Source organism: Huintestinicola sp. (genome assembly GCF_050874005.1).
Classification (GTDB): Bacteria; Bacillota; Clostridia; order Oscillospirales; family Ruminococcaceae; genus Huintestinicola.
Window position 1 is genome coordinate 12,048 of sequence record NZ_JBNMJV010000018.1, and the last position, 24,415, is coordinate 36,462.

Annotated in this window: 21 protein-coding genes; 10 read left to right on the top strand and 11 right to left on the bottom strand. The window is 48.2% G+C overall.

Annotated elements, in window-relative coordinates; all coding sequences use genetic code 11:
* The first annotated feature begins 74 nt into the window (after positions 1-74).
* The 5 genes from ACR0QN_RS07690 (at position 75) to ACR0QN_RS07710 (ending at position 7,226) form a co-directional block, all read left to right on the top strand.
* Positions 75-2,267: a RelA/SpoT family protein gene (locus tag ACR0QN_RS07690; RefSeq protein WP_432650619.1), complete on the top strand. Its 2,193-nt coding sequence runs from the start codon at positions 75-77 to the stop codon at positions 2,265-2,267.
* Complete coding sequence (locus ACR0QN_RS07695; protein WP_432650620.1) at positions 2,264-3,550, top strand: amidohydrolase family protein; 1,287 nt, start codon at positions 2,264-2,266, stop codon at positions 3,548-3,550. Before ACR0QN_RS07690 ends, ACR0QN_RS07695 begins: the two co-directional genes overlap by 4 nt.
* Before the next feature lie 3 nt (positions 3,551-3,553).
* Positions 3,554-5,593, top strand: a complete 2,040-nt coding sequence (gene recG / locus ACR0QN_RS07700) for an ATP-dependent DNA helicase RecG (protein WP_432650621.1) — start codon at positions 3,554-3,556, stop codon at positions 5,591-5,593.
* Positions 5,594-5,597: 4 nt separating this feature from the next.
* The gene (locus ACR0QN_RS07705; RefSeq protein ID WP_432650622.1) at positions 5,598-6,080 is read left to right on the top strand and encodes a GNAT family N-acetyltransferase; all 483 of its coding nucleotides are present in this window, start codon (positions 5,598-5,600) and stop codon (positions 6,078-6,080) included.
* Positions 6,081-6,452: 372 nt separating this feature from the next.
* The gene (locus tag ACR0QN_RS07710) at positions 6,453-7,226 is read left to right on the top strand and encodes a PhzF family phenazine biosynthesis protein (protein ID WP_432650623.1); all 774 of its coding nucleotides are present in this window, start codon (positions 6,453-6,455) and stop codon (positions 7,224-7,226) included.
* A gap of 120 nt (positions 7,227-7,346) precedes the next feature.
* Here the strand turns inward: ACR0QN_RS07710 and ACR0QN_RS07715 are convergent, their stop codons facing one another.
* From ACR0QN_RS07715 to uvrC, 6 genes are all read right to left on the bottom strand, one after another.
* A complete protein-coding gene (locus tag ACR0QN_RS07715; protein WP_432650624.1) occupies positions 7,347-9,305 on the bottom strand; it encodes a methyl-accepting chemotaxis protein in 1,959 nt (652 codons plus the stop codon).
* A gap of 220 nt (positions 9,306-9,525) precedes the next feature.
* The gene (locus tag ACR0QN_RS07720) at positions 9,526-10,965 is read right to left on the bottom strand and encodes a hypothetical protein (RefSeq protein WP_432650625.1); all 1,440 of its coding nucleotides are present in this window, start codon (positions 10,963-10,965) and stop codon (positions 9,526-9,528) included.
* A 104-nt stretch (positions 10,966-11,069) separates the two neighbouring features.
* Positions 11,070-11,573: an ATPase gene (locus tag ACR0QN_RS07725; RefSeq protein ID WP_432650626.1), complete on the bottom strand. Its 504-nt coding sequence runs from the start codon at positions 11,571-11,573 to the stop codon at positions 11,070-11,072.
* A 252-nt stretch (positions 11,574-11,825) separates the two neighbouring features.
* Positions 11,826-12,338: a pantetheine-phosphate adenylyltransferase gene (gene coaD / locus ACR0QN_RS07730; protein WP_432650627.1), complete on the bottom strand. Its 513-nt coding sequence runs from the start codon at positions 12,336-12,338 to the stop codon at positions 11,826-11,828.
* 28 nt (positions 12,339-12,366) lie between these two features.
* Positions 12,367-12,924, bottom strand: a complete 558-nt coding sequence (gene rsmD, locus ACR0QN_RS07735) for a 16S rRNA (guanine(966)-N(2))-methyltransferase RsmD (protein WP_432650628.1) — start codon at positions 12,922-12,924, stop codon at positions 12,367-12,369.
* A gap of 111 nt (positions 12,925-13,035) precedes the next feature.
* Positions 13,036-14,865 carry an excinuclease ABC subunit UvrC gene (gene uvrC / locus ACR0QN_RS07740; protein WP_432650629.1) on the bottom strand — a complete coding sequence of 610 codons (1,830 nt, stop codon included), beginning with the start codon at positions 14,863-14,865 and terminating at the stop codon, positions 13,036-13,038.
* Positions 14,866-15,042: 177 nt separating this feature from the next.
* Between uvrC and ACR0QN_RS07745 the strand changes: the two genes are divergently transcribed.
* The gene (locus ACR0QN_RS07745; RefSeq protein WP_432650630.1) at positions 15,043-15,468 is read left to right on the top strand and encodes a DUF1893 domain-containing protein; all 426 of its coding nucleotides are present in this window, start codon (positions 15,043-15,045) and stop codon (positions 15,466-15,468) included.
* A 200-nt stretch (positions 15,469-15,668) separates the two neighbouring features.
* Here ACR0QN_RS07745 and ACR0QN_RS07750 read toward each other — a convergent pair whose 3' ends face one another.
* Together ACR0QN_RS07750 and ACR0QN_RS07755 are read right to left on the bottom strand one after the other, a co-directional pair.
* Entirely contained in the window at positions 15,669-17,486 is a 1,818-nt protein-coding gene (locus tag ACR0QN_RS07750) for a DUF1653 domain-containing protein (RefSeq protein WP_432650631.1), read from the bottom strand.
* Between the two features lie 121 nt (positions 17,487-17,607).
* On the bottom strand, positions 17,608-19,377 hold the full coding sequence (locus tag ACR0QN_RS07755; protein ID WP_432650632.1) for an L-fucose isomerase: 1,770 nt from the start codon (positions 19,375-19,377) through the stop codon (positions 17,608-17,610).
* 189 nt (positions 19,378-19,566) lie between these two features.
* On the opposite strand from ACR0QN_RS07755, the gene ACR0QN_RS07760 reads away from it, so the two are divergent.
* Positions 19,567-19,854, top strand: a complete 288-nt coding sequence (locus ACR0QN_RS07760; protein ID WP_432650633.1) for a hypothetical protein — start codon at positions 19,567-19,569, stop codon at positions 19,852-19,854.
* A 30-nt stretch (positions 19,855-19,884) separates the two neighbouring features.
* On the top strand, positions 19,885-20,373 hold the full coding sequence (locus ACR0QN_RS07765) for an HD domain-containing protein (protein ID WP_432650634.1): 489 nt from the start codon (positions 19,885-19,887) through the stop codon (positions 20,371-20,373).
* 52 nt (positions 20,374-20,425) lie between these two features.
* Here the strand turns inward: ACR0QN_RS07765 and ACR0QN_RS07770 are convergent, their stop codons facing one another.
* Complete coding sequence (locus ACR0QN_RS07770; RefSeq protein WP_432650635.1) at positions 20,426-21,295, bottom strand: nucleotidyltransferase family protein; 870 nt, start codon at positions 21,293-21,295, stop codon at positions 20,426-20,428.
* Between the two features lie 98 nt (positions 21,296-21,393).
* Complete coding sequence (locus ACR0QN_RS07775; RefSeq protein WP_432650636.1) at positions 21,394-22,266, bottom strand: LysR family transcriptional regulator; 873 nt, start codon at positions 22,264-22,266, stop codon at positions 21,394-21,396.
* A 293-nt stretch (positions 22,267-22,559) separates the two neighbouring features.
* Here ACR0QN_RS07775 and ACR0QN_RS07780 point away from each other — a divergent pair, with 293 nt between their 5' ends.
* Positions 22,560-23,123, top strand: a complete 564-nt coding sequence (locus ACR0QN_RS07780; RefSeq protein ID WP_432650637.1) for an SGNH/GDSL hydrolase family protein — start codon at positions 22,560-22,562, stop codon at positions 23,121-23,123.
* Between the two features lie 19 nt (positions 23,124-23,142).
* On the top strand, positions 23,143-23,457 hold the full coding sequence (locus tag ACR0QN_RS07785; RefSeq protein WP_432650638.1) for a hypothetical protein: 315 nt from the start codon (positions 23,143-23,145) through the stop codon (positions 23,455-23,457).
* Between the two features lie 44 nt (positions 23,458-23,501).
* Here the strand turns inward: ACR0QN_RS07785 and ACR0QN_RS07790 are convergent, their stop codons facing one another.
* Complete coding sequence (locus tag ACR0QN_RS07790) at positions 23,502-24,302, bottom strand: helix-turn-helix domain-containing protein (protein ID WP_432650639.1); 801 nt, start codon at positions 24,300-24,302, stop codon at positions 23,502-23,504.
* Positions 24,303-24,415: the final 113 nt, after the last annotated feature.

Consider the following 24,415-nt stretch of genomic DNA (forward strand, 5'->3'; position numbering starts at 1 on the left):
AGGCTGTTTTATGGTAACGGCAAAGTGCGATCTCCGATCTCAGAAGAATTTTTCATAAAAGGACGGTCATTGTTATGATAAATAAATCCGAAACGGTGTATACCATAGATTCTCTTATTCAGAAAATACTTGATGATGAAAAGCAGTATGATCTGAGCAAGATAATCTCAGCCTATGAGCTTGCCGCAAAGGCGCACGCAAATCAGGTGCGCTCCTCGGGTGAGCCGTACATCACCCACCCTGTGGCGGTGGCGTATATCCTGCTGGAGCTGGTAATGGATACCGATACCATATGTGCCGCTCTCCTTCACGATGTGGTGGAGGACACCGACACCACCCTTGAGGAGCTGAAAAAGCTTTTCGGTCAGGACGTGGCAATGCTGGTGGACGGCGTAACAAAGCTGGGCAAGATACCCCTTTTCACCAAGGAGGAGCAGCAGGCGGAGAATGTCCGCAAAATTCTCCTTGCAATGTCTCAGGATATCCGTGTAATAATCATAAAGCTCTGCGACCGTCTCCACAATATGAGAACTTTACAGTTCCGCCCCGCAAACAAGCAGAGAAATACCGCTCTCGAGACGATGAACATCTACGCTCCCATTGCCCACCGTCTCGGTATCCGAAAGATAAAGGACGAGATAGAGGACCTGTCTTTCAGATATCTTGACCCCTATGCCTATGCGGAGATCGAGCAGAGCCTTAAAATCAGAAGCGACGAGCGTCAGGCTTTCATCAAATCAATTGAGGAGCAGATAGCAAAGCGTTTTGCGGAAATGGGTCTCCCCGAGCCGCAGATGTCGGGACGTGTAAAATCCGTTTACGGAATTTACCGAAAGGCGTTTATAAAGGGCAAGGGTCTTGACGAGGTGTATGATATCTATGCCGTAAGAATAATCGTAAATACCGTAAACGAGTGCTACAACGCACTGGGTATTATCCACGATATGTTTAAGCCCATACCAAACCGCTTCAAGGATTATATCGCCACACCCAAGGCGAATATGTATCAGTCCCTCCACACCACCGTTATCGGCAGAGAGGGCATACCCTTCGAGGTGCAGATAAGAACGGTGGATATGAACTACACCGCCGAATACGGAATTGCCGCTCATTGGAAATACAAGGAGGGCATAAAGGGCAAGGACAAGCTTGAGAGCCGTCTTGCGTGGATAAGGCAGATAATCGAAGCCCAGCAGGAGACGGACGACGTTGAGGAAATTGTCCGCACCATCAAGAGCGACCTTGCTCCCGAGGATATTTTCGCATTCACCCCCAAGGGAGATATCATTACCCTGCCTGCGGGAGCCACCATTATTGACTTTGCCTACGCTATCCACACCGAGGTGGGCAACAAGATGAAGGGCGCAAAGGTGGACGGAAAGCTTGTGTCCCTTGATTATCAGCTCCAGACAGGCGAGATAGTTGAGATACTCACCTCTCAGGCGCCAGACCACGGTCCTAACCGTGCGTGGCTCGACATATGCAAGACAAACGAAGCCAAGTCAAAGATTCGCTCATGGTTTAAAAAGGAGCGCCGTGAGGAAAATATCGCAAACGGCAAGGAAGCTATCGAGCACGAATTCAAGCGCTTCGGCATAAATATCCCCCCCGAGGATATGGAAAAATTCCTTTCGGACGATATGAAGCGTCATAACTGCGCCGAACTTGATGATTTCTATGCAGCTGTGGGCTATGGCGGAATAATCCTTTCAAGGATAATGCCCCGTCTCAAGGACACATATACAAAGCTCAGCTCCTCTCCTGCCTCAAAGCCCGTTCCCTTCTCTCCCAGAAAGAGCAACACGGGCATTATCGTGGGCGGAGAGAGCAATATCGACGTAAAGCTTTCAAAGTGCTGCAATCCTCTGCCCGGAGAGGATATTATCGGCTTTATCACCAAGGGTCACGGCGTTTCCGTTCACCGCAAGGACTGCTCCAAGTATGTGGAGGCTATGGAAAAGGGTATCGAGACCGACCGCTGGGTAGAAGTTACCTGGGCTGAAAATGCTAAGGAGAACGACAATCCCATATTCAAGGCGGCTATTGATGTGGTATCCTATGACGGCATTACCCTTCTTGCAAATGTTGCCGCAGTTACCGCCGAAATGCGCATACCCGTTTCCGAAATGTCTACAAAGACCCTTAAAAACGGCAATGCAAACCTTATTATGACCTGCTCCATTGCAGGCGTGGGACAGCTTACTCAGCTTATCGGCAGGCTGAGAAAAATTCCCGATGTTATCAGCGCAGAGAGAATAATTAAGTGACAGTCCGAAAGGAGACTTCTATGAAGCTTCATCTGAAAAACGGAAGATATCTTGATGTGCGTTCAATGACCGTAAAACGGGGGAGCGTCTGCATCGACGGCGGTGTATTTTCCTATGTGGGCGAGAACCCTCCCGAGGAGAGGTTTGACCGTGTTATCGACCTTAAAGGAAACCTTGTAATTCCCGGGCTGTGCAATGCACATACTCATTCGCCTATGGTCTTTCTTCGCTCCTTTGCAGAGGACCTGCCCCTTGACAAATGGCTTACCGAAGCGGTTTTCCCTCACGAGGCAAAGCTTACCCCCGAGGATAATTACACTCTCACAAAGCTTGCGGTGGCAGAATATGTCTCAAACGGCATTACCTCCTGCTTTGATATGTACTATTTTCCCGAGGCAATGGCGAAGGCGTTTACCGAAACGGGTTTTCGCTGCACCTTCTGCGGTGCGCTCAATAATTTCAGCGAGTCTCCCGAGAAGCTTGAGGAATATTATCTGCACTTCAATAATTATGACCCGCTCATCTCTTACAAGCTGGGCTTTCACGCCGAATACACTACAAGCCTTGAGCTGATGAAGTCGGTTGCGGAGCTTGCTCACAAATATAAAGCTCCCGTATGGTGCCACAACAGCGAAACAAAGTCCGAGACCGAGGAATGTATGGGGCGCTACGGCAAGACCCCTACGGGAATAATGGACAGCATTGGAATGTTCGACTTTGGCGGCGGCGGATATCATTGTATATACCTCACACCCGGGGACTATGATATATTTGCCCGTCACAATATGACCGTTGTCACAAATCCCTGCAGCAATTTAAAGCTTGCCAGCGGTATTGCCGATGTTTCGGAGGTGTGCAGACGGGGGATAAACCTTGCAATTGGTACGGACGGAGCCGCCAGCAACAATGCTCTTGATATGTTCAGGGAGATGTATCTCTGCTCGGTTCTCCAGAAGCTGAGAAGCAATGATGCCGCCGCAATGCCTGCGGAGAATGTGCTCAGAGCCGCTACTCTCGGCGGTGCAAATGCAATGGGCATAAACAGCGGCGTTATCGAGGCAGGAAAGAACGCCGATCTTGCGGTGATAGATATGTCCGCACCCAATATGCAGCCCGAGAACGATATCGTTAAAAACCTTGTGTACAGCGGCTCGGGAGCGAATGTGATACTCACCGCCGTAAACGGAAATATCCTCTATGAAAAGGGCGAATTTTTCATAGGCGAGGATATGGACCTGCTTTACGGCAGGGTAAGAAAAATCTGTGAAAGGATATTTTCGTGACAGATGAAAATGACCGATAAGATAACCGCCCTCAGCGGAGTTGCCGCAAAGAGGGCGGCGCTTTATAATAAGCTTGGGATAGAGACTGTGGGCGATCTCATAAACCATTTCCCCAAAAGCTACACCGACTATTCGGAAACGGTGAAGATAGCCGACGCTCCCGTTAACGAGCAGGCTGTCATAAAGGGCTTTGTTACAAAGAAAATTCCTGCTGCCCGTATCAGGCAGGGACTTGTGCTGTACAAGGTCATCATTGACGACGGCAGCGACACCCTTACCGTTGTGCTTTACAACAACCGCTTTGCCTATGAAGCCCTGGAAATTGACAAGGAATACCGCCTTTTCGGACGGGTGACCGGCGGCTTTACACGCAAGGAAATGAACACTCCTCAGATAATATCTGCGGACGAAACAAATCTTATCCGCCCGAAATACGCCCTTACCGAGGGACTCAGCGCACAGATGGTCATTACCAATATGACCGAGGCTCTGCGCTCTGTTTCCGAGCAGATAGAGGAGTTTATCCCCGACGATATCAGGCAGAAATATGAGCTTTGCACCGAGGAATACGCCTGCCGCAATATCCATTTTCCCGAATCTGCCCACGCCGCAGAGCTTTCAAGGCGCAGGCTTGGCTTTGACGAGCTGCTTGTAATGCAATGTGCAATCGGACTTATGCGTGACAGGAGCAGGGAGGTCACAGGCTGCCCTATGAAGCCTGCGGATATTTCTGTATTTGAACGCTCACTTCCCTTTGAACTTACGGGAGCGCAGAAAAAAGCCTGCTCGGAGATATTTTCGGATATGTGCAAAGATGTTCCTATGAACAGGCTTGTGCAGGGAGATGTTGGCTCGGGAAAGACCGCCGTTGCCGCCGCTGCCTGCTGGCTTGCGGCACAGAATGGCTGTCAGTCGGCGCTTATGGCACCCACGGAAATTCTTGCCCGTCAACACTTCGTAACACTAAAAGGCTTTCTTGAGCCTTTGGGAATAAAGGTGGGCTGTCTCACAGGCTCAATGACTGCAAAGCAGAAAAACGAGATAAAGGCACAGCTTCAAAGCGGCGAGCTTAATGTTGTAACGGGAACTCATGCACTTATCTCCGAAAGCACCGAATTTAAACGTCTCGGACTTGTCATTACCGATGAACAGCACCGCTTCGGCGTAAATCAGCGAAAGCTTTTTGCGATGAAAGGGGAGAAGCCCCACAAGCTTGTTATGTCCGCCACACCCATACCCAGAACTCTTTCGCTTATAATCTACGGTGACCTTGACATATCCATAATCAACGAGCTTCCCAAGGGCAGACAGCCCGTTGAGACCTATGCGGTAACGGGAAAGCTTCGCAGCAGGGCGCTGGGCTTTGTGAAAAAGGAGCTTGACGCAGGCAGACAGGGCTACATTGTCTGCCCGATGATAGACGAGACCGAGGACGGCAGCGGAGAAGTTCAGGCGGCAAAGGCATATGCGGAAAAAATTGCCTCGGGGGAGCTTAAAGGCTATACCGTAGGGCTTCTTCACGGCAAAATGCTCCCTGCCGAAAAGGACGCTGTGATGGCGGAGTTCAAGGAGGGTAAAATTCAGCTCCTTGTGTCCACCACCGTTATCGAGGTGGGCGTGGACGTTCCCAACGCCACCGTTATAATGATAGAAAGCTCCGACCGCTTCGGACTTTCCCAGCTTCATCAGCTGAGAGGACGTGTGGGCAGAGGAAAATACAAGTCCACCTGCATACTTCTCACCGACAACGCCACCGAGGAAACAAGAGCAAGGCTTAAAATAATGTCTACTCTCCACGACGGTTTCGCCATTGCCGAGGAGGACCTGAAAATGCGTGGAGGCGGAGACTTTTTCGGCAGCAGGCAGAGCGGACTTCCGCCTCTTAAAATTGCCGACCTCTACAGCGACAGACAGCTTCTCGGAGACAGCTCCCAGGCGGCAAAACAGCTTCTGAGTGCTTCTCCCGACCTTTCGGAATATCCGGGTCTAAAAGAAAAGGCAGTTGCACTTTTGAATGAGAATGGCTCGGAGGGAATGAACTGATAATATGGAAATAACTGTATATAAACGTGAATATCACCATAAGCTTATATGTTTCCTTGAAAAATGCCTTCCCGAATCGGGACGTGAGCTTGATATAAACGGGCGGCACAAAGCTTATTCCGATGTGGAAAAATACTACTCGAAATTCTGGTGCCTGTTTGATAATGAAAATATCGTAGGTGCCGTTGCGGTGAAGGAGATCGATAAGGATAGCTGTGAATTAAAATCCTTGTATCTTCTGAAAAATTATCAGGGCAGAAAGCTGGGATATGAGCTTTTGCAGACTGCCGTTTCATATGCAACTTCCGCAGGGTACAAAAAGATGTATCTTGATACCTTTTCCACAAGCACTCGTGCTGTGTCGCTTTACGAAAAAGCAGGATTTGTTTATACGGACAGATACAATGAAAATTATAATGCAGATGTTTTTATGGTTATGGAATTGAAACAGTATATTGATTCCAATGACCGGGAGGAACTAAAATGAACCTTATAATGCTTCACGGAATGATAGGGCGTTTCCTGCGTTTCGATACAAGAAATTCTCCCGAAAAGCTTGGAATGGTCTCCATAATTTTTGATGCTAAAAAATAGCGTAAAATTAAGGTGTGATTTTATGAATTTCGATTATAGGAAACTTGATATTTATTCGGGATTAACTGATGATGAGATCAAACAGGAAATGCGAAAGCGAAAAGCAGATTTGCCAAAGCTGTTTAAGAAGATTAGAAATGACGAGCCCGTTAAATGCGTAATTTGTGAACAGGGTACTTATGTGAATAAAGGTACTTGCTTTTATTGCGATTACTGCGGTCATTACGTAATTTTCAACTGACCATTTTGAGGAGGACAATCAAAAATGAAATACTACATAGCCGACGCATTCACCGATAAAGTTTTCAGCGGAAACCCCGCGGGAGTGTGTATCCTTGACAGCGAGCTTCCCGATGAAATAATGCAGAAAATTGCCTTTGAGAATAACCTTTCCGAGACTGCATTTGTGCGTAAAACGGGAGAGGTGTATTCTCTTCGTTGGTTCACCCCGGGCTTTGAGATAGACCTCTGCGGTCACGCCACCCTTGCATCTGCCTATATCGTGATGAACTTTATTGAACCTTGCCTGCAGACTGTCCGCTTTGAGACGATAAGCGGTGAAATTACCGTCAGCCGCAGGGGAGAGCTGTATGAGATGATATTACCCCTCCGCACCCCGAAAAGGATAGATGTCACAGAGGATATCACCGCCGCTCTGGGATTTGCGCCGAAGGAGGTCTATTCCGAGCGTGACCTTTATGTCGTTATGGACAGCGAATCGGAGGTAAGAAGCTTTTTACCCGACTACAATAAGCTTAGAAAGCTTGATAAATGGCTTGGGGTAGCCATTACCGCCAAAGGAGAGGACTGCGATTTTGTATCAAGATTTTTCTGCCCCGAGCTGGACCTTGAAGACCCTGTCACAGGCTCGTCTCACAGCAGCCTTGTGCCGCTGTGGAGCGGTAAGCTTGGGAAAAAAGAGTTTACCGCCCGACAGCTTTCACGCAGGGGAGGAACACTTTACTGTGTGCTTTGCGGAAACAGCATAAAAATTTCGGGAACGGCGGCGCTGTATTTGCAGGGGGAGATAATGCTTTAAAACAAGAACTAATGAGTCGGGTGTAATTATATTATAGCACATATGTTTAGATTTGTCAAGACCTTTTTCAAAAAAATACGGACTTTCCGAAATCTCTCGGAAAGCCCGTAATTATTTTTATCAAGCCTTGAGCATATCCACCTGCTGTTTAAGAATTCTCGACTGACTGCTGAGCTGCTCGCAGGAAGCGGCAGTCTGCTCGGCAGTTGCGCTGTTCTGCTGAACAACGTCGGAAATCTTTTCAAGTCCCACAGTTACCTGCATAATGGCAGATGCCTGTTCGCCCGAAGCGTCGGATATCTCGTCGATAAGGCGGCTTGTTTCCTTAGCTTTTTCGGTGATCTCACGCATAGACTCGGCTGCGCTGCTTACCTTTTGTGCGCCGTCGTTTACAGCGTCCACCGTTGCGGAGATAAGCTCGGTGGTGAGCTGAGCCGCTTCTGCACTCTTGGAAGCAAGGTTCCTTACCTCGTCCGCAACGACTGCAAAGCCCTTGCCTGCGTCGCCTGCTCTTGCCGCCTCAACTGCGGCGTTCAGCGCAAGTATATTTGTCTGGAAAGCAATGTCGTCAATGGTCTTTATGATCTTGCCGATCTCCGAGGACTTCTTTTCGATCTCGTTCATAGCCTCCATAACGCTGCTCATATCCTTGTTCTGAGCCACAGCGCTGGTCTCAACCTCAGCTGAAAGCTCCTTGGCACGTACAGCATTGTCCGCATTCACGTTTATCTTTTCGGAAATGCCCATAACTGCGCTGTTCAGATTTTCGATAGCGCTCGCCTGAGTTGTGGTGCCGTTTGCCAGTATCTGAGAGCCGCCTGCCATCTGAGAGGAGCCCGACAGCACCTGCTCCGAGGACTGACTGATGTTGTGAAGTATCTCGGACAGCTCCTGTCTGATATCTCCGAAGGCACGCTCAATACGCTCGAAATCGCCTGTGTATTCAACCGACGGACGTTTTGTGAAATTGCCGTCCGCCATAGCCTCAAGAATATCTGTAATGTCCTTGATGTAGCCGTTGAGACTGTTTTTGGTGTTCTGAAGAGCAGCGGCAAAATCACCAAGCTCGTTGTTTCCAAATTTGTAACCGTTTTCGGGAGCGCTGAGACGCCCCTTGCTCATATCCTCGGCAAGCCTGTTCAGCTCAACGATGGGACGGGCAATAACTCTCCTGATGAACACGCCGATAAGCAATATTGCCGCAATGAGAATGACTATCGCCGCTCCTGCCGCCGTAATGATGACCTGCCCAAAGGACTTGTCGCTCTCTGCGGTGGACATACCTGCAAACAATGCGCCGCAGACATTGCCGTTAACGTCTGTGATAGGCTCGTACTGAATAAAATACTCGCCGCCCTGCATCTTTGCTCTGCCGGTTACGCTCTCGCCATCTGTCATTATTTTCTCATAGACCTTCCCGTCTATCTGTGTACCCACCGCTCTCTCGCCATTTTCATCGGTAAAGGTGGTGGCGATAACGGAGTCGCCCGCAATAAGGCTTACCTCGCTGTTTATCTGCTCCTTGATGGGGTCGAGAACTTCGGAGTTTGAAAGATTGTAGCCTAAGACCGCAACGCCCACAAGATTGGAATAACCGTTGGCGTCGTAGTAAACAGGAGTAACGTAAACATAGCTCAAAGGCAGATTTTCATCGCAGCAGAAGCCGGAGTATTCCTCATCAGCCAAGGCTCTTGAAACATCGAAGCCTGAAAGCTTGCAGGTGTCGCTTGCCCAGAGCTTGTTGCCCTCGGCGTCGGTGAAGTAAGCAAATGTAAACTCATCTGCGCTTGAATTGGAATACATTTCGGAAAGCTTGCCCGAATAGCCGCTTTTGACAGCGCTGGCAACGGCATTGTTGCGTGAGTTGGTACCCTTCCAGACTTCAAAAAGGGATTTGAGATACTCATTCTTGTTCTCAACGGTCTTTTGAAGCACATTGATGCCGATGTCGGTTATTGTTCCGTGAGTGTTGTCATTGTGGCTTGAAAAAAGTGAGATCGATATTATAAGCGTTACAGCGGTAATGACAGCGATAATCATTCCCACGATAAACGCAACAGCTTTTTCGATCCTTGTCATAACCGTGATATCCTTTCCTCAAAATGATATAGTTATAATGCTATATTATGATTATAACATACAAATTTTGTCACGTCAACGGTAAAAGTGTTGGATAAAATTGTAATATATACAGCACTATGCACAATTGTGACTTGAATGTTAATGTACTATCTGTAATATATGTCAAAAGAACACGGGCGAAGTAGAATTTTTCTCCTGCTTCCCGTGTTCCGTTTTATTACAGCTCCACAGGCTCAAATTCAAGTCTTACCTTGGGAAGCTTTTCCATTGTATAATAATAGTTTTCAGCCCAGTCGCCGCCCTGAGAGGGATCGTTCTCGCCGCTGGCGGGAGGAGCGAATATCTTGAGGGTCATATCGCATTCGCCCTCAAGAGGCTTCTCATAAAATGCGCTCATAAGGTCAATGGTCTTAGCCTTGGGAGACTTGTAGAACCACTTTCCGTTTATCTCCATCATATAGTTGCCCTCGTCCTCGAAAACGACCTCGCAGAAATGAGGATTTTTCTCAAAATGAAGCTTTATGGCAATGCCGTCAGCGTCCTCTGCGCCGCCCCATCTGAGTGTCACGGGGACTTTGTTATCCGTTTCTTTCTCGGTGATCTCGGGCATAAACCAGTCGGAATGGATTATCTCCTTGTAGGTCTGCATAACCGGCTGCTCGATGCCCACATCGGGATTGTTGGGGTCCTCTATCTCAAGACCCAGACGTCCTCTGTCTCTGAACTGATACATAGTAAAGCCGGAGAACCAGTCAGCCTTTTCGTCAACCAGAATGTCGCAGAATTCCTTTACCATAGCAGCCTGATCGTAAGCACCGGTAACGTCTCCGTCGGCGTTGAACTCGCTCATTACCATAGGCTTTGCCTCGCCGCCGTTAAGGAATTTGTATCTTTCAAAGCTTGCCTTGGTCTTATCAAAGGTCTCTCTTACCTTGCTTCTCGAGTGAGATGTGCCGCCTCTGAGAGCAACATCATAGGGCCAGCCCCAATGGAGAGCCATATACTTGTCCACCGACCATATATCTGCCGCAGGTATAGTAGCCTTGAACTCCTCTTCCTTTTCCATTTCGGTCTTGTTCAGGTCTTCAATGCCGCCTATGCAGATGATAGTCTTCACATTGGGAGCATATTCGTGGATAATGTCTGTGAAATGAACGAAAAAGTCGCCTATTTCCTTGTAGGAAGCCCTCTTTGTGAAGCTGAACCAGTCGCCTGTAGCCTCGTGGTTTATTCTCAGCATCATTCTGCCGAATGTTCTGAGATCCTTTGCAATGGCGATAAGCTGCTCGTCGGTGCAGTGGGGGTCAACGGTGAGGGTAAGGGTAACGTCCTGACCGTGACGGCGCACGTCTCTCATACAGGTGAAAGGCTCATCGTTCAGGTTTCCGCCGATACCGCCCTTGTAGGTGAAATAATCATCGTAGGGGTAGTCCCATTGAAATGAAACATTAGCGTCCTTCATAACTTCGGAAATTCTGCCGGGGAACTGCTCGTCAAAGGGGTAGTAGCAGTACATAAGGCTTATGCTGCGGTGGGGTCTGCCCATTTTATGCAGTATGTAGTCCTGGTTTACGTATTCGCCTCTTTCGGAGCCGTCTCCCAGGTCAACGGCGCACTTTGCCTTGCCCATATGGACTGTGTAAAGGTTTTCATTCATAGGTATACTCCTCCTGAAAAAAATATTTTTAAGTTATATTCATATACGGACCGACAGCCGTCCCCGTATAGGGGACGATCATTCCCGACAGAACAGGGTACAGATCATCTCTGAGGGGGCTGCTGGGGGATATTGTTCATAGGAACAGCAGGCTTGGGAGCCTTTATGGTGCTCTTGGTGCGCTTTACAGCAGTAAGGGTCGCTGCAAGTGTTTCCTCTGCCTTGCTGAGGGTGTCGATGATGTATTCGTCCGCAGCGTTCTTTACGGTCTTAGCCTTTATAAGAGCCTGCTTCTCAATTTCTGTTGCCTTTGCCTGAGCGGCTCTGGTTATCTCGTGCTCGGCGATAAGGGTATTCTTGCGGCTTTCCGCTCTGTTAATGATATCGTCCGCCTGCCTTGTTGCCTCGTCGATAATGGATTTGCGCTCGGAAACGATCTTCTTCGCCTGCTTCACCTCGGTGGGGATATTCATTCTTATATGGTCGATACATTCTCTCAGCTGATCCACGTCCACAAGGGATTTCTTTGCAGAGAGGGGGAACGACTGCGCCTTATCGAGAATTTCGTCCATTGCGTCAAGATAATCTTCAATCATAAGCTCTGCCATTTTATATTCTCCGATCTGCCCGACGGGCGGTTTATTAGAAGCAAGAGGTTTCAGAGGCAAGAGGCAAGAGATGGGAACAATATCTGCCTTCGGCTTCCGAACCCTTTTGGTATTTACAAATTATTTATCGGTCTGCTTGCCCGGAGCATTTTGCTTGTTCGGGCATAATCTTATCCTCGATATCCTATTAAAGGCAAGAGGTTTAAGAAGCAAGAGGCAAGAGTGTGCCTCTGTTCTGACCTCGGATATTTTTTATTCGGTCTTATCATAGGGGGCTGTCTGCTTGTTGGGACACAGCCTTTCCTCGATATCCTTTAAAATACAGCGGGGAACGAATTTGCTGATGTCTCCGCCGTAAAATGCCACCTGCTTTACCACGCTGGAGCTGAGATACATATTTTCCGAGCTGGTGGTGAGGAATACTGTCTCTGCGCCGTCATAGATGTTCCTGTTCACAAGAGCCATCTGAAACTCGTATTCAAAGTCGGTAACGGCTCTCAGACCCTTTACTATAGCTACAGCACCCACCTTACGCACATAATCGGCGATAAGTCCGTAGCATACATCTACCTCCACATTGGGAAGTTCAGCGGTGACTTTTTTGATAAGAGCCACCCTTTCCTCAGGGGTAAAGGACGGATTTTTCTGGGAATTGACCGCAACCAGCACGATCACCTTGTCAAAAAGCATAGAAGCCCTGTGGATAATGTCACGATGACCGAAGGTCACGGGGTCAAAGCTGCCCGGGCATACTGCTATTCTCAAGCGGATCATTTCCTTTCAAAAATGAGGATCATTCCTCTTCTTCGTTTGGGAGAGGAACTCTGTAAACTGTTACCTCGATCTTGCCGTAGCGGTAGGTCTTGGATTTTTTCAGCCTGCCGAACTCATCGGGGAGCACAAGTCCCTTTTCGTGTTCGCAGACAACAATGCCTCTGTCGGACATTTTGCCCTCAAGCAGGGGCATTGCTTTTTCGATAAGTCCGTTTCTGTAAGGGGGGTCGAGAAGGGCGATATCAAAGGTCATTCTCACGCCCCTGAGAAAATCAAGGCTGTCGCTGACGGTAATTCCGCACTCGTCCTTGAAGCCGCAGGCAGCGATATTTTCTCTGGCGCACTCTGCCGACGCCTGGCTTTTGTCCACGAAGCGGCAGTATTTGGCACCTCTTGAAAGGGCTTCGATACCAAGCTGACCCGAGCCGCAGAAAAGGTCGAGGATAACGCTTCCCTCTATATCAAACTGGATTATGGAAAAAATGGCTTCCTTGACCATATCGGTGGTGGGACGGACTTCCTCGCCCTCCAGAGTTTTGAGCTTTCGTCCTCTGGCAATGCCTGTGATAACTCGCACAGAATACGCCTCCTTTTAAACCAAAATTTACAAAGATTACAAATTGATTACAATATACAATATCTATTATACCCCATAAAAAAATAATTTTCTATAACAAACAATGAATTTTCAAAGAGAATTTTGCACAAATTCATAGACCTCTTTTGCAGCATTCTGACTAATGCCTGCCGCCTGAGCAATTTCCTCGGGTGAAGCTTTTTTCAGCGCCTCGGTGGTTTTGAAGGCTGTAAGGAGCTTCAATGCACGCTTTTCGCCTATGCCCTTTATGCTTGTTATGCCAAGCTCAAAGGAGGATTTTCTATGCTTTTTCCGCTGATAGGTTATTGCAAAACGGTGTACCTCGTCCTGTATGCGGGTCACAAGCATAAATGCGGCTTTGGTCTCGGAAATGCTTATCTCTCCGCCGTCTGCGGTTATGGCTCTTGTGCGGTGATTATTGTCCTTTACCATTCCGAAAACGGGAACATCTATATCCATTTCCCACAGTACCTCGTTCACCGCCGCAAGCTGATTTCTGCCGCCGTCAAGCAGAATAAGGTCGGGGAGCCGCTTGAAGCCCTCGTCCGTCTCTTCGGGGTCAAGGTAATGGTTAAACCGCCTGCGAAGCACCTCCTGCATACAGGCAAGGTCGTTCTGAACAAGATTTTCCTTGATGGAAAAACGCTTGTACATTTTCTTGCAGGGTCTGCCGTTCTCGAATACTATCATACCTGCCACCATATCCGCCGAGCCCAGATTTGAGATATCGTAGGACTCAATATAAAGGGGCGTTTTTTTCAGCCCAAGCATTTTGGCAAGAGTCTCAAGGGCGGATATCTCTGCGGCGGTGCGTCCCACTCTGATGGAAAGATATTCCTCGGCATTTGCCTTAGCTATCTCCGCAAGGCGCATAAACCGTCCCCTCTGTGGCTGCATAACGTCCACCGCCCGTCCCGAGCGTTCACGAAGGAGCCGCTCAACGTCCTCAATGTCCTGTATCTCCGTTCCGAGAACGATATTTCGGGGGATTTCCCGTCCCCCCGAATAATACTGGGTAACAAAATCCTCAAGCATTGCGCTTTCCGTATCGTCCTCGCCGAGAAAATATTCGGCTCTGTCAAAAAGCCGTCCCCCACGGTACATTATGACCGCCGCACAGGCTTCTCCGTTGTTTCTGGCAATTGCCACAGCGTCGGTGTCGGGGAGCTTTTCGGCAATGATGTTCTGACAGTCCGCCGCACGGGATATGGCACTTATGCGGTCCCTGAGCTTTGCCGCCTGCTCAAATTCAAGCCGCTCCGCCGCCTCGTTCATCTGAGCGGTGAGCCGTTCAACGGAAGCCTCGGAGCCGTTTTTGATAAAGTCTGCCGCTTCTTTGATGATATCCGCATATTCCTCCTCGGAAATTTTTCCCGTGCATACCCCCATACACCGCTTTATCTGGTAATTCAGACAAGGTCTGCCCTTGCCGATGTCTCTGGGGAAAACCTTTTTGCAGGTGGGGAGCATAAATACCCTGCTCGCTTCCGCTGCCGCCTGCTTTGCCACAAAGCTGCTGGTGTATGGACCTAAAAGCTCGCCGCTTGAGGGCTTCTGCAGCTCGGCGGTTATACGTGAATAGGGGGGCGGAGAAATGCGGATATAGCTGTAGCCCTTGTCGTCCTTGAGCAGGATATTGTACTTGGGCGAGTGCTGCTTTATCATCGAACATTCAAGCACCAGCGCTTCATACTCCGATTTTGTGACGATAAAATCATAGTCATAGACATTCTCCACCATTTTTGCCACCTTGGGAGTGTGGTTGGGTGTCTTGGCAAAGTAGGAGGAAACTCTGTTGCGGAGATTTTTCGCCTTGCCGATATATATGATATGCCCCGTCTTGTCCTTCATCTGATACACTCCGGGGGCGGTGGTGAGCAGATATGTTTTTTCTCTGAGCCAGTCAAGCCGTTCGTTCATATATCTCCTGTCCTTTTCGGGAATTTTCTGTAACTATTATTTTATCATATCACTTTGATTATGTCAAATGCTCCCACGTTAGAAAACTTTATTCTTTATTCTTTATTCTTTAAACGGTTCTGCATTTTAAATTATCCGTAAAATGTGCTATAATAATATCCGAGGAAGGTGATAAGCTTGACGGAGAATATGAAAAAAGCCGTATCAATGCTTGAGGAGCAGGCATTGACCCTTGCGGCGGTAAAGGGCAATGAAACGATAACAAGCCGTGAAAGGGGAGTAAAGCCCCTGATGGAGCTTATTGACGAAGGAAAGACCCTTGAGGGCTATTCGGCGGCGGATAAGGTGGTGGGAGCGGCTGCGGCGTATTTGTACGTTCTTCTCGGCGCAAAGGAGCTTTATGCGGGGGTCATAAGCCGCAGGGCAGCTGATATTACGGAAAAATATGGTATTACAATAGAATATGATATCCTTGCCGAAGCTATAATAAATCGCTCGGGAACGGGATATTGCCCGATGGAGACTGCCGTTTCCGAAGCAGTCAGCCCCGAAAACGCCTTAGAGCTTATAAGAGCAAAGCTTAAAGAGCTTTCGGGCAGATAAAAAAGCGCTGTGCGAATGAGTGCCGCACAGCGCTTGCTTTATACTAATCTTTAATCGTTCTATAGACAAAGGCGGCAGATAGAACGCTGCCAATCTAGGAAAGCGACCGCAGCAAGGCTTGCCGCCTTGCAAGGAAGCTTGACGACGAGTGGCTGCGTTATAGCTGTCGGATTTGTCAATAGGTTGATTAAAGATTAGTATTATTCAGCCATACCCATAAATTCAAATCTGGGCTTTATATTCCCGTTGTCGTTTACGTCCTCGAGGAACATAGAAAGAGGTCTTACCCATACTCTGGGCTTGTCATAAACCTGCATATAAACTACCTGCTTTTCCATTGTCTCGTGGTCGTATGCCACATTGAGAACAACGTAATCGCCGCCCTTGAAATGCTTGTAATGACCGCCGATAACTATCTTTCTGCCCTCGGGTATTCCTGCGGAGGGAGTGCCCTTCTGAACGGGCTTAGCCTCTTCCTTAGGCTGCTCGGGAACGGGAGCAGGCTTTTCGGGAACGGGCTGAGGAGCGGGTGCGGGAGCAGACTGTTCTGCCTTAACGGGTTCGGGAATAGTCTCCGCAGCGGGAGCAGTCTTCTCGGAAACGGGAATGTTTGCGTCCACAAGCACCATAGAGTGATTTTTGGGAACGGTAACGCTCACGCTGCCGTTTGAAGCTGTAAAATGCTTGCCCGAAAGACGGTCTGCAAGGGCATTTGCACCTGTCTGAATGTTGAAGGTATAGTCCCCGTCGCTGATGTTAAGGGCAATGTAAACCACCTGACCGTCCTTTTCACGCTGATAGAGGAAGGTCTGATTTTTCAGGTCAAGCTTTTTGTAGGAGCCTGACTGAACAGCAGGGAACTCGTTTCTGATAGCGCCCAGAGCGGAGATATGTGCAAGGAGCTTGTCGTCTCTTCCGGGGATATCGTCAAGCTCCAGACAGGGACGGATAGCCATATCAGCATCTGCGCCTCTGCCCTTTTCACCCTTTATGCCGAATTCGCTGCCGTAATAAATGGAGGGAACGCCGTACATTGTGTAAAGAAGGGTGTAGCAGCAGTATATCCTGTCATAGTCGGTAAGCTGGCTTGCAAGCCTTGCAACATCGTGGTTATCCACAAAGTTGTACATATATGTGTCGCCGTACTGACCCATCTGGTACTCGATGGAATGTGCGATCTCGAAATAGTTTCTGTCGTTGTGGGAGGAGTAAATTCCCTTGTAGCACTGGTAATTGGTAACGCAGTCGAACATCTCGGGGTTTGCCCATCTTCTGTAATCGCCGTGGATTATCTCGCCCATAAGCCAGAAATCGGGCTTTAAGGAGCGTGTGAAGGAATGTATGCGCTTGATGAATTCGGGGTCGAGACAGTCTGCCGCATCAAAGCGTATGCCGTCAATGTCCCACTTCTCTATCCACATTTTAACAGCGCTCAGAAGGTAGTCGACAACCTCGCCGTTTTTTAAGTTAAGCTTTACAAGGTCATAGCAGTTGTTCCAGCCCTCGTACCAGAAGCCGTCGTTATAGGGGGAATTTCCGCCGAAATTCAGTCCGCAGAACCAGCCGCAGTAACGGGAGCGTTCCCTGTTCTCCTTGACATCGAGAAAGGCGTGATGTTCTCTGCCCACGTGGTTGAAAACTCCGTCCAGGATAATTCTGATACCGTTCTTGTGGAGAGCCTCGCAGACCTCGGTAAAGTCCTCGTTTGTGCCGAGACGGGCGTCGATCTTTGTGTAATCCGAGGTGTCATAGCCGTGAGCCGCAGACTCGAAAATGGGTCCCAGGTAAACGGCGTTTATGTTCATAGATTTAAGATGAGGTATCCACTCGATTATCTTTTTGATACGGTGAACAGGTTCACCGCCCAGCTCTGCTCTTGTTCTTTCACAGCCGCAGAAGCCCATAGGATAGATGTGGTATACAGCGGACTTTTTTATCCACTCGGGAGAATTTGACATATTACTGCATTCCTTTCTGAAACGGGGGATCGGAAAATAATTTTCCGTAGCTATTGCCATTATACCATAAAACGGCAGATTTGGCAAGTATTTTTTCGACCGTTATTCAAAAAAATACGGTCACATACATAGGCTGAGCCGCTGTTTTTCCCAGCGGCTCGCCACTCAGATAATTGATTATTTAGTAAAGAGGTCCGAAATGACCGCAGGCTCTGTAATCTGCGCTCTCAAGTTCTGCTGTGCCGAAGCCGCCCCAGCAGTGAGGACGGAATATCCTGTCGTCGGGAACATTATGCATTGCTACGGGTATGCGGAGCATTGAAGCAAGGGCGATAAGCTCTCGTCCGATATGACCATAGGTGAGGGAGCCGTGATTTGCGCCCCAGTTTGCCATTACTGAGTAAACGTCCTTGAACGCTGCCTTACCCTCCACAAGATTTGGCACGAACCAGGTGGTTGGCCATGTCTTGTCGGTGCGCTGGTCAAGAGGCTTGTGTATCTCATCGGGGAGAACAACGGTATAGCCTTCCGCAAGCTGGAGAACGGGTCCTACGCCGTCAATGATATTAACTCTTATCATTGTAACGGGCATTTCTGCACCTGTCCTGAAGTGAGAAGAAAATCCGCCGCCTCTGAAATACCCGAGGTTTGCCTGACACCAGTCTGCATTTGAGAGTATATTCTTCTTATCCTCCTCGGTAACGTCCCACCAGGGCTTCATAACGCCGTTTCCGTTCTCGTCCTTAGCGGCGCCTGTTCCGTCAAGAGCGGCAGCGCCCGAGTTTATCAGGTGGATAAAGCCGTTTGCAGCTCTGCCTGTGGGCTTGATACCCGTAACTCTCTCCACAGCCTCGGGGCTCCAGTATGTACGCACATCTGCAAATATTGAAGCTGTTCCTGTGAGAAGATTTCCGAAAAGCATTGCCGTTCCGTTGAGACCGTCATTCTCGGTGGCAAGTATGGAGGGGCGCTTGTTGCCGTTCCAGTCGAATGTGGTGTTAAGTATAGACTCGGCAAAATCGGCGTTGGGAAGCCAGTCTGTCCATTGTCTCTGACCCTGGAAGCCGCCGAATATGGCATTTCTGCCGTTTGCTTCCTCGTGCCAGCCCATCTCGTCAAGCTTTTCATTTCCGAGCATTATGTCACGGATAATGAGGGTCATCTTAACGCAGAATTCCCATTGCTCCTCCTTGCTCATAACATCGGGATTTCCGGGGTTGGGAGCGGTGTTTATATCCATACCCTCGGGGCAGTTAGCCTTAGTCCATGCGAGAGCCTTTTCATATTCCGACTTGTCATAGATGCCAAGCTTCACTCTTCTGAGTATTTCCGTCATATCCACCCACTCGGGACGGATACCGAGATAATGCTGCATAAAATCCGCATTGCAGTAGGAGCCGCCTATGCCCATAGCCACTCCGCCGATGTTAACATACGCCTTGTTTCTCATACAGCCCACAGCAACTGCGCACTTTGCAAAGGTGAGTATCTTTTCCTTTACGTCTTCGGGGATAGAGGTGTCATCGGCATCTTTGACATCTCTGCCGTAGATCGCAAATGCAGGCAGACCCTTCTGTGCGTGAGCCGCCATAATAGCCGCAAGATAAACGGCTCCGGGGCGCTCTGTGCCGTTAAAGCCCCATACAGCCTTTACAGTCATAGGGTTTGTGTCCATAGTTTCCATTCCGTAGCACCAGCAGGGGGTAACGGAAAGAGTGGCGCACACATTCCGTGTGCTGAAAAATTCCTCTGTCTTAAAGGCTTCCGCTCCGCCGCCTATGGTGCAGGGACCGATAACGCACTCGACGGGAGTTCCGTCGGGATAGCGCAGGCTGCTTTCGATAAGCTCCTTTGCTGACTTCGCCATATTCATTGTCTGCACTTCGAGAGATTCTCTTATCCCGAACTGCCTTCCGTCAATGACGGGTCTTATTCCTATTCTTGGATTCATCTTTCTTTCTCCTCTTTTATTGCCATAAGCAATGGTTTTATAATATTCTATCATATTACGGGGCAAAAATCAAGGCGTTTTTGTGGAATTTGACATAAAAATTTGAGCGGAAATTTTGGTAAATTGGTTGAAAACGATATCCATTATGTGATATAATTGTAATAATGATCAAACTTGGAGGAATAAAAAATGACCGCCGAAGAAGCTTACACCGAAACATCTGTTACAGAGCAGAGCGAAGCCGTTCAGGGCAATGCTCAGAACTCCGCTCCGGGCTGGGCTATGCTGCTTTCGGGGATTGCCGCAATGGTACTTATCTGCATAGTGACCGTTTATCTCCCGAAAATTGCCGCCGCAGTTGACAGGCTGCTTGGCAGGGAAAACAAGGAAACTACGTCCCCGAAAGAGGAGGAGTACAAGGTTTATGATATTTACGAGGGTGAGAAAAATCTCCCCGATGATGACAAAAAGGAATGACTTCCTAAATAGTGAAAGGAGCAGGGTGATATGTCCGAAAAATACGCCGCAGCTTATGAATTTGCCGCAAAAAAGCACGAGGGACAGCTTCGCAGAGGCGGAGAGCCGTACATCACTCATCCTGCCGCTGTTGCTGAAATTTTAAGGGAGCAGGGAATGGACGAGGAGTATCTTATTACCGCACTTTTTCACGATCTTCTTGAGGACACCGACGCCACAGAGCAGGAAATAGAAGCCTTCGGCGGCGAAAGGGTGCTTCGGGCAGTAAAGCTTCTTACAAAGAGAGAGGGCTATGTTATGTCCGAATATATCTCCGGGATAAAGTCCGACCCCATTGCCTATGCGGTGAAGGGAGCGGACAGGCTCCATAATCTTAGGAGCGCATTTGTGGCGGATATAGATTTCAGACGGAAATACATCAAGGAAAGCATTGAATGGTATCTTGATTTTTCTCCCGAAATACCCGAGGCAGTCAAGGCGCTTTGTGAAAGCATAGGGGAGCCCTTTGATGTGAAATGATATGAAAAAAGCTGTCCGACAGCCTGTGAACGCTTTCGGACAGCTTATATTTTTATCGGTTTTTCAGAGCCTGTCTGACAAGCTCTGTGTCGGCTTCGTAGGTAATGCCGAACCATTTGCTCTGTGTGGGAATGTTTCTGATATCGTAGCCTTTTTTACGTATCTCCCTGTCCGCAGCGTCGGCGATGGTCAGCTCGGAGGAGCAGTCTTCGGGGGCAAGAGAGTTTATAAAGTCTGTAAAGCTTTCCGTGAGACGTTCCATAAAATCGGGAGTAAAGCCCCACATACTCATAGATACGATGTCATTTTCGTCAAGCTCCACGGGAGAGCCGTTTCTCATTCCACGGATAATGCCGTCGGGGTCTCTTTGTATCTTTTTAGTCTCTTCCACCGCTGCAAGAAGCCCGTTATCGTCTGTGCGGCAAATGCCCCTGTTGACTGTGCCGTGATCGGAAAGGGTGTTTTTCAGCACAAATCCCACCGAGCAGGCGGAAGCGTCGGGAGACTTCAGAAAATCCGCAAGGAGCTTAAAAGACTCCTTGCCATAGTAATCATCGGAATTTATAACGGCAAAATTTCCGTCTATAACGCTCTGACAGCAGTATATAGCCTGAGCGGTGCCCCAGGGCTTTGTTCTTTGGGAAAAATCCTCTTTGCGGCAGGGCAGCTCATTTATGTCCTGATAAACGTATTCTGTTTTGATAAGCTTTGAGATACGGTCGCCGATAGTTTCCTTAAACAGCTTCTCAATATCCCGTCTGATGATAAATACCACCCTGTCAAAGCCTGCGTCGATTGCGTCCCTGACGGAATAGTCAATGAGAAGCTCACCCTCTGGGCCCACAGGTTCAAGCTGCTTTATTCGTCCGCCGAAACGTGAACCCATTCCCGCTGCAAGGACAACTAATGTAATGCCGTTCATCTGATCCTCCAAAATTTAAACAAATCTTTTTATCAATTATATCTTCTTTTATTCAATTTGTCAACAAGTGAAAACGTTTGCTGTCTGCGTAATTCAAATTATTTTTTCAGCCTGTCAAAAAATTCCGTGAGATATTCAAAATACCGCACCGCTTCCTCGTGGTCTGCACAGTCGCTGTGAAGGCGGATTATTATATCTCTCCTGCACACAGGGTCGGAGATGGGGATCAGCGCCATAGAGTTTTCGTCGGGCTGTTCCCATGTGTAATGGGGCCAGAAGCCGACGCCGATATTTGCGCCGATAAGGTTTTTTACGGCAGATGTGCTGTCGCTTTCAAAGATAACATCGGGGCGGAAGCCTGCGTGCAGACAAAATCTGTCGCAGATGGAGCGAAGCCCCTTTGAGCCTGCAAGAGCGATAAATTTCCTGTCGGACATTTCTCTGAGTGAAACGCTCTCACGTGAGGCGTAAGGCGAGCTTTTGGGCACGGCAAGGAAAATTTCTTCGGAAAATATGTAATACCTGTCCTTTGTGTTCTGCGGCTGCTGGAAAAATTCACGGGTGAAAACGGTAATGTCCGAATTTTCCTCCTCGTTGTGCTGATGTATCTGGAACCTGATATCGCCCCGCAGCTTCTGATACTCGATAATTGCATCGGTGATGAGATTTGAAGCGGCGAGCACGTTTACCCTTATGAGATTTTTCCTCTCCCCTGCAAGAGTGTGAAGCTCCTCGGGTATCTCGTTTATGCTCTTTAAAACAGGCTCAAGCTTATCCCGAAGGTATACGCCGTACTCGGTGAGGACGATGTTTCTGCCGCTTGTTTTAAAAAGCTTTACTCCCAGCTCGCTTTCAAGGCGGTGAATAGTCTGGGTGAGGGAGGGCTGGGCAATGTGTAGCTGCTCGGCGGTCTTGGTCACGTGCTGAGTGGCAGCAAGGGCGTAAAAATATTTCAGCTGCAAAAGTTCCATAGATAAATCCTTTCAAAAAAATTTCGGCGTTTTTTTATAAGCTTTTCCGATGATCTGTTGTTGAATATGCATAACTTTTTCTTGTCTGTTGAGAAAATACTATTGATAATTAAAAATCGATAGCTTTAAAACTATGAATATCACTCTTAAAGCTATAATTGTTATTGTGCCGACTGTAAATCATAGCTTTAAAACTATTGCTTTTAATATAATTATATATTAGACATTCTTGATTGTCAAGAGTATAATATAATTAAAGTCAAAAAAACAAATGGGGAAAGGAAAGATGATCTATGAGAGGAAAAACACAGTACAGCTTTTTAAACAAGCTTGCAAGAAGCGGCGGCATCGTTATATGGGGTTCAACCACACTTGCGGAGCTTCCCGTAAACGAACTGCTTAAAAACTACGATGTATCACGCTACATCTACAACCGCAGCATACCCGGGCTTACCCTTTCAAACGCCGAGGAATATCTTGATGTATGTGTTCTGGCTCTTTCGCCCGAAAAGCTCATCCTCAATCTGGGCGAGGAGGATATCAGAAAGGGCGGGGATGTTTCCGAACTTATCGAGCAGTACAGATGGCTGCTCTACAGGATACACCTTGCTCTTCCCGGCTGCGCTCTCATAATCACGGGAGTCCGTGGCAGCGGCGAGCTTCAGCATAAATTCAACAGCGCTCTTGAAGCTCTTGCCCGTGAATTCGGCTGTTTATTCTGTGCAGTTGACGGGGGAGACACCGATGAAGAATACGGTCTTTCGTTCATCGGCTCTGTAAGGCTGTCCCTTTACGATGACAATATGAATTATACCGATATCGCATCAAGAGCGGTGGTTTCCGCTCTTATGCACTAAGCTTGGGAGGGCGTTGATAATGAGTTCAATTTTAGAAACAATAATGCTTGTCTGCTTCGGATTTTCCTGGCCTTTGAATGTCATAAAGGCAATAAAGGCACGTTCTGCAAAAAATATGAGCCTGCCCTTTATAATGCTCATCATTACGGGATATATCGCAGGCATAACCGCAAAGCTTATGTCTCATCAGATAAACTATGTGCTTGCCGCTTACTTTTTAAATCTTGCCATTGTGCTGGTAAACCTGGGAGTTTATTTCAGAAACAGGCGGATAGATATGGAGAGCGAGAGCGGACATATCGGTATAAGCGGCGCAGTCATTGCGGAAAAGTGATATATATTCGAAAGGGTTTTCGGGACTTTTTCCGAAAGCCCTTTTTACATTTTCATAGCCGCCGCTCTGCGGTACTCGGTGGGACTTGAGCCTGTCAGATCACGGAAACGCCTGCTGAAATAAAGGGGATCGGAGTACCCGACTGCCATTGCCGCCTCTCCCACCGTCATCAGGGTGGAGCTTAGCAGGCGGCGTGCTTCCGTCATTTTCAGCCTGTCGTGGTACTGCTGCATAGACATTCCCTTTTCTGCCTTGAACACCGCCGCAAGCCGCTTGTAGCTGAGAAAAAATTCACCCTCAATAGCCTTTGCGGAAAAGGGAGCGGCGATGTTTTCGGAAAGATACCTGCAAATTCTGTCCGAGAGCTTTGGGGGCGGTGCGCTTTCGCTTTGGTCAAAGGCTAAAAAGCTCAGAAGCTCCGCAAATCTCAGGTTTATGTACCTGTCCCTATTGCTGCTTTCGGAACAGCAGAAATCGCTGAGATCCATTATTCTTTCTTCGGTGCCGCTGCCCGAGAGACCCTCAAGGCTTTTGGGCAGCGGTGCAAAAACGCTTTCGTAAGCAGGCTTTTCGTCAAAATAAAAATGGGCGTAAAACCACCTTGTTCCTCTTGGTATCTCCCTTTTGCCGAAATGGTGTACGCCGTTTTTGAGAAAAATAAGTCCGCCGGGCTCTGTTTCATAGTCCTCTGTTCCCTCGGTCACGTATATCGCCCCCTCAAGGACGTATATCATCACGTTGAAATCTGCCGTTCTGTCAATATGATAAAAAGGCTCGGAAGCCGCCAGCAGACCGAAGCCGCTGACAACGGGCATTGATGTGTTGTTGTAAATTATCTCGTTCAAGATTATCCTCCATAAAATCGGGAATATATTCTATTTAAATAAGCTTATGATAAGATTATAATGCATATAAAAGCATATGTCAAGGATATTTCTATATGGAGGGAAAACAAATT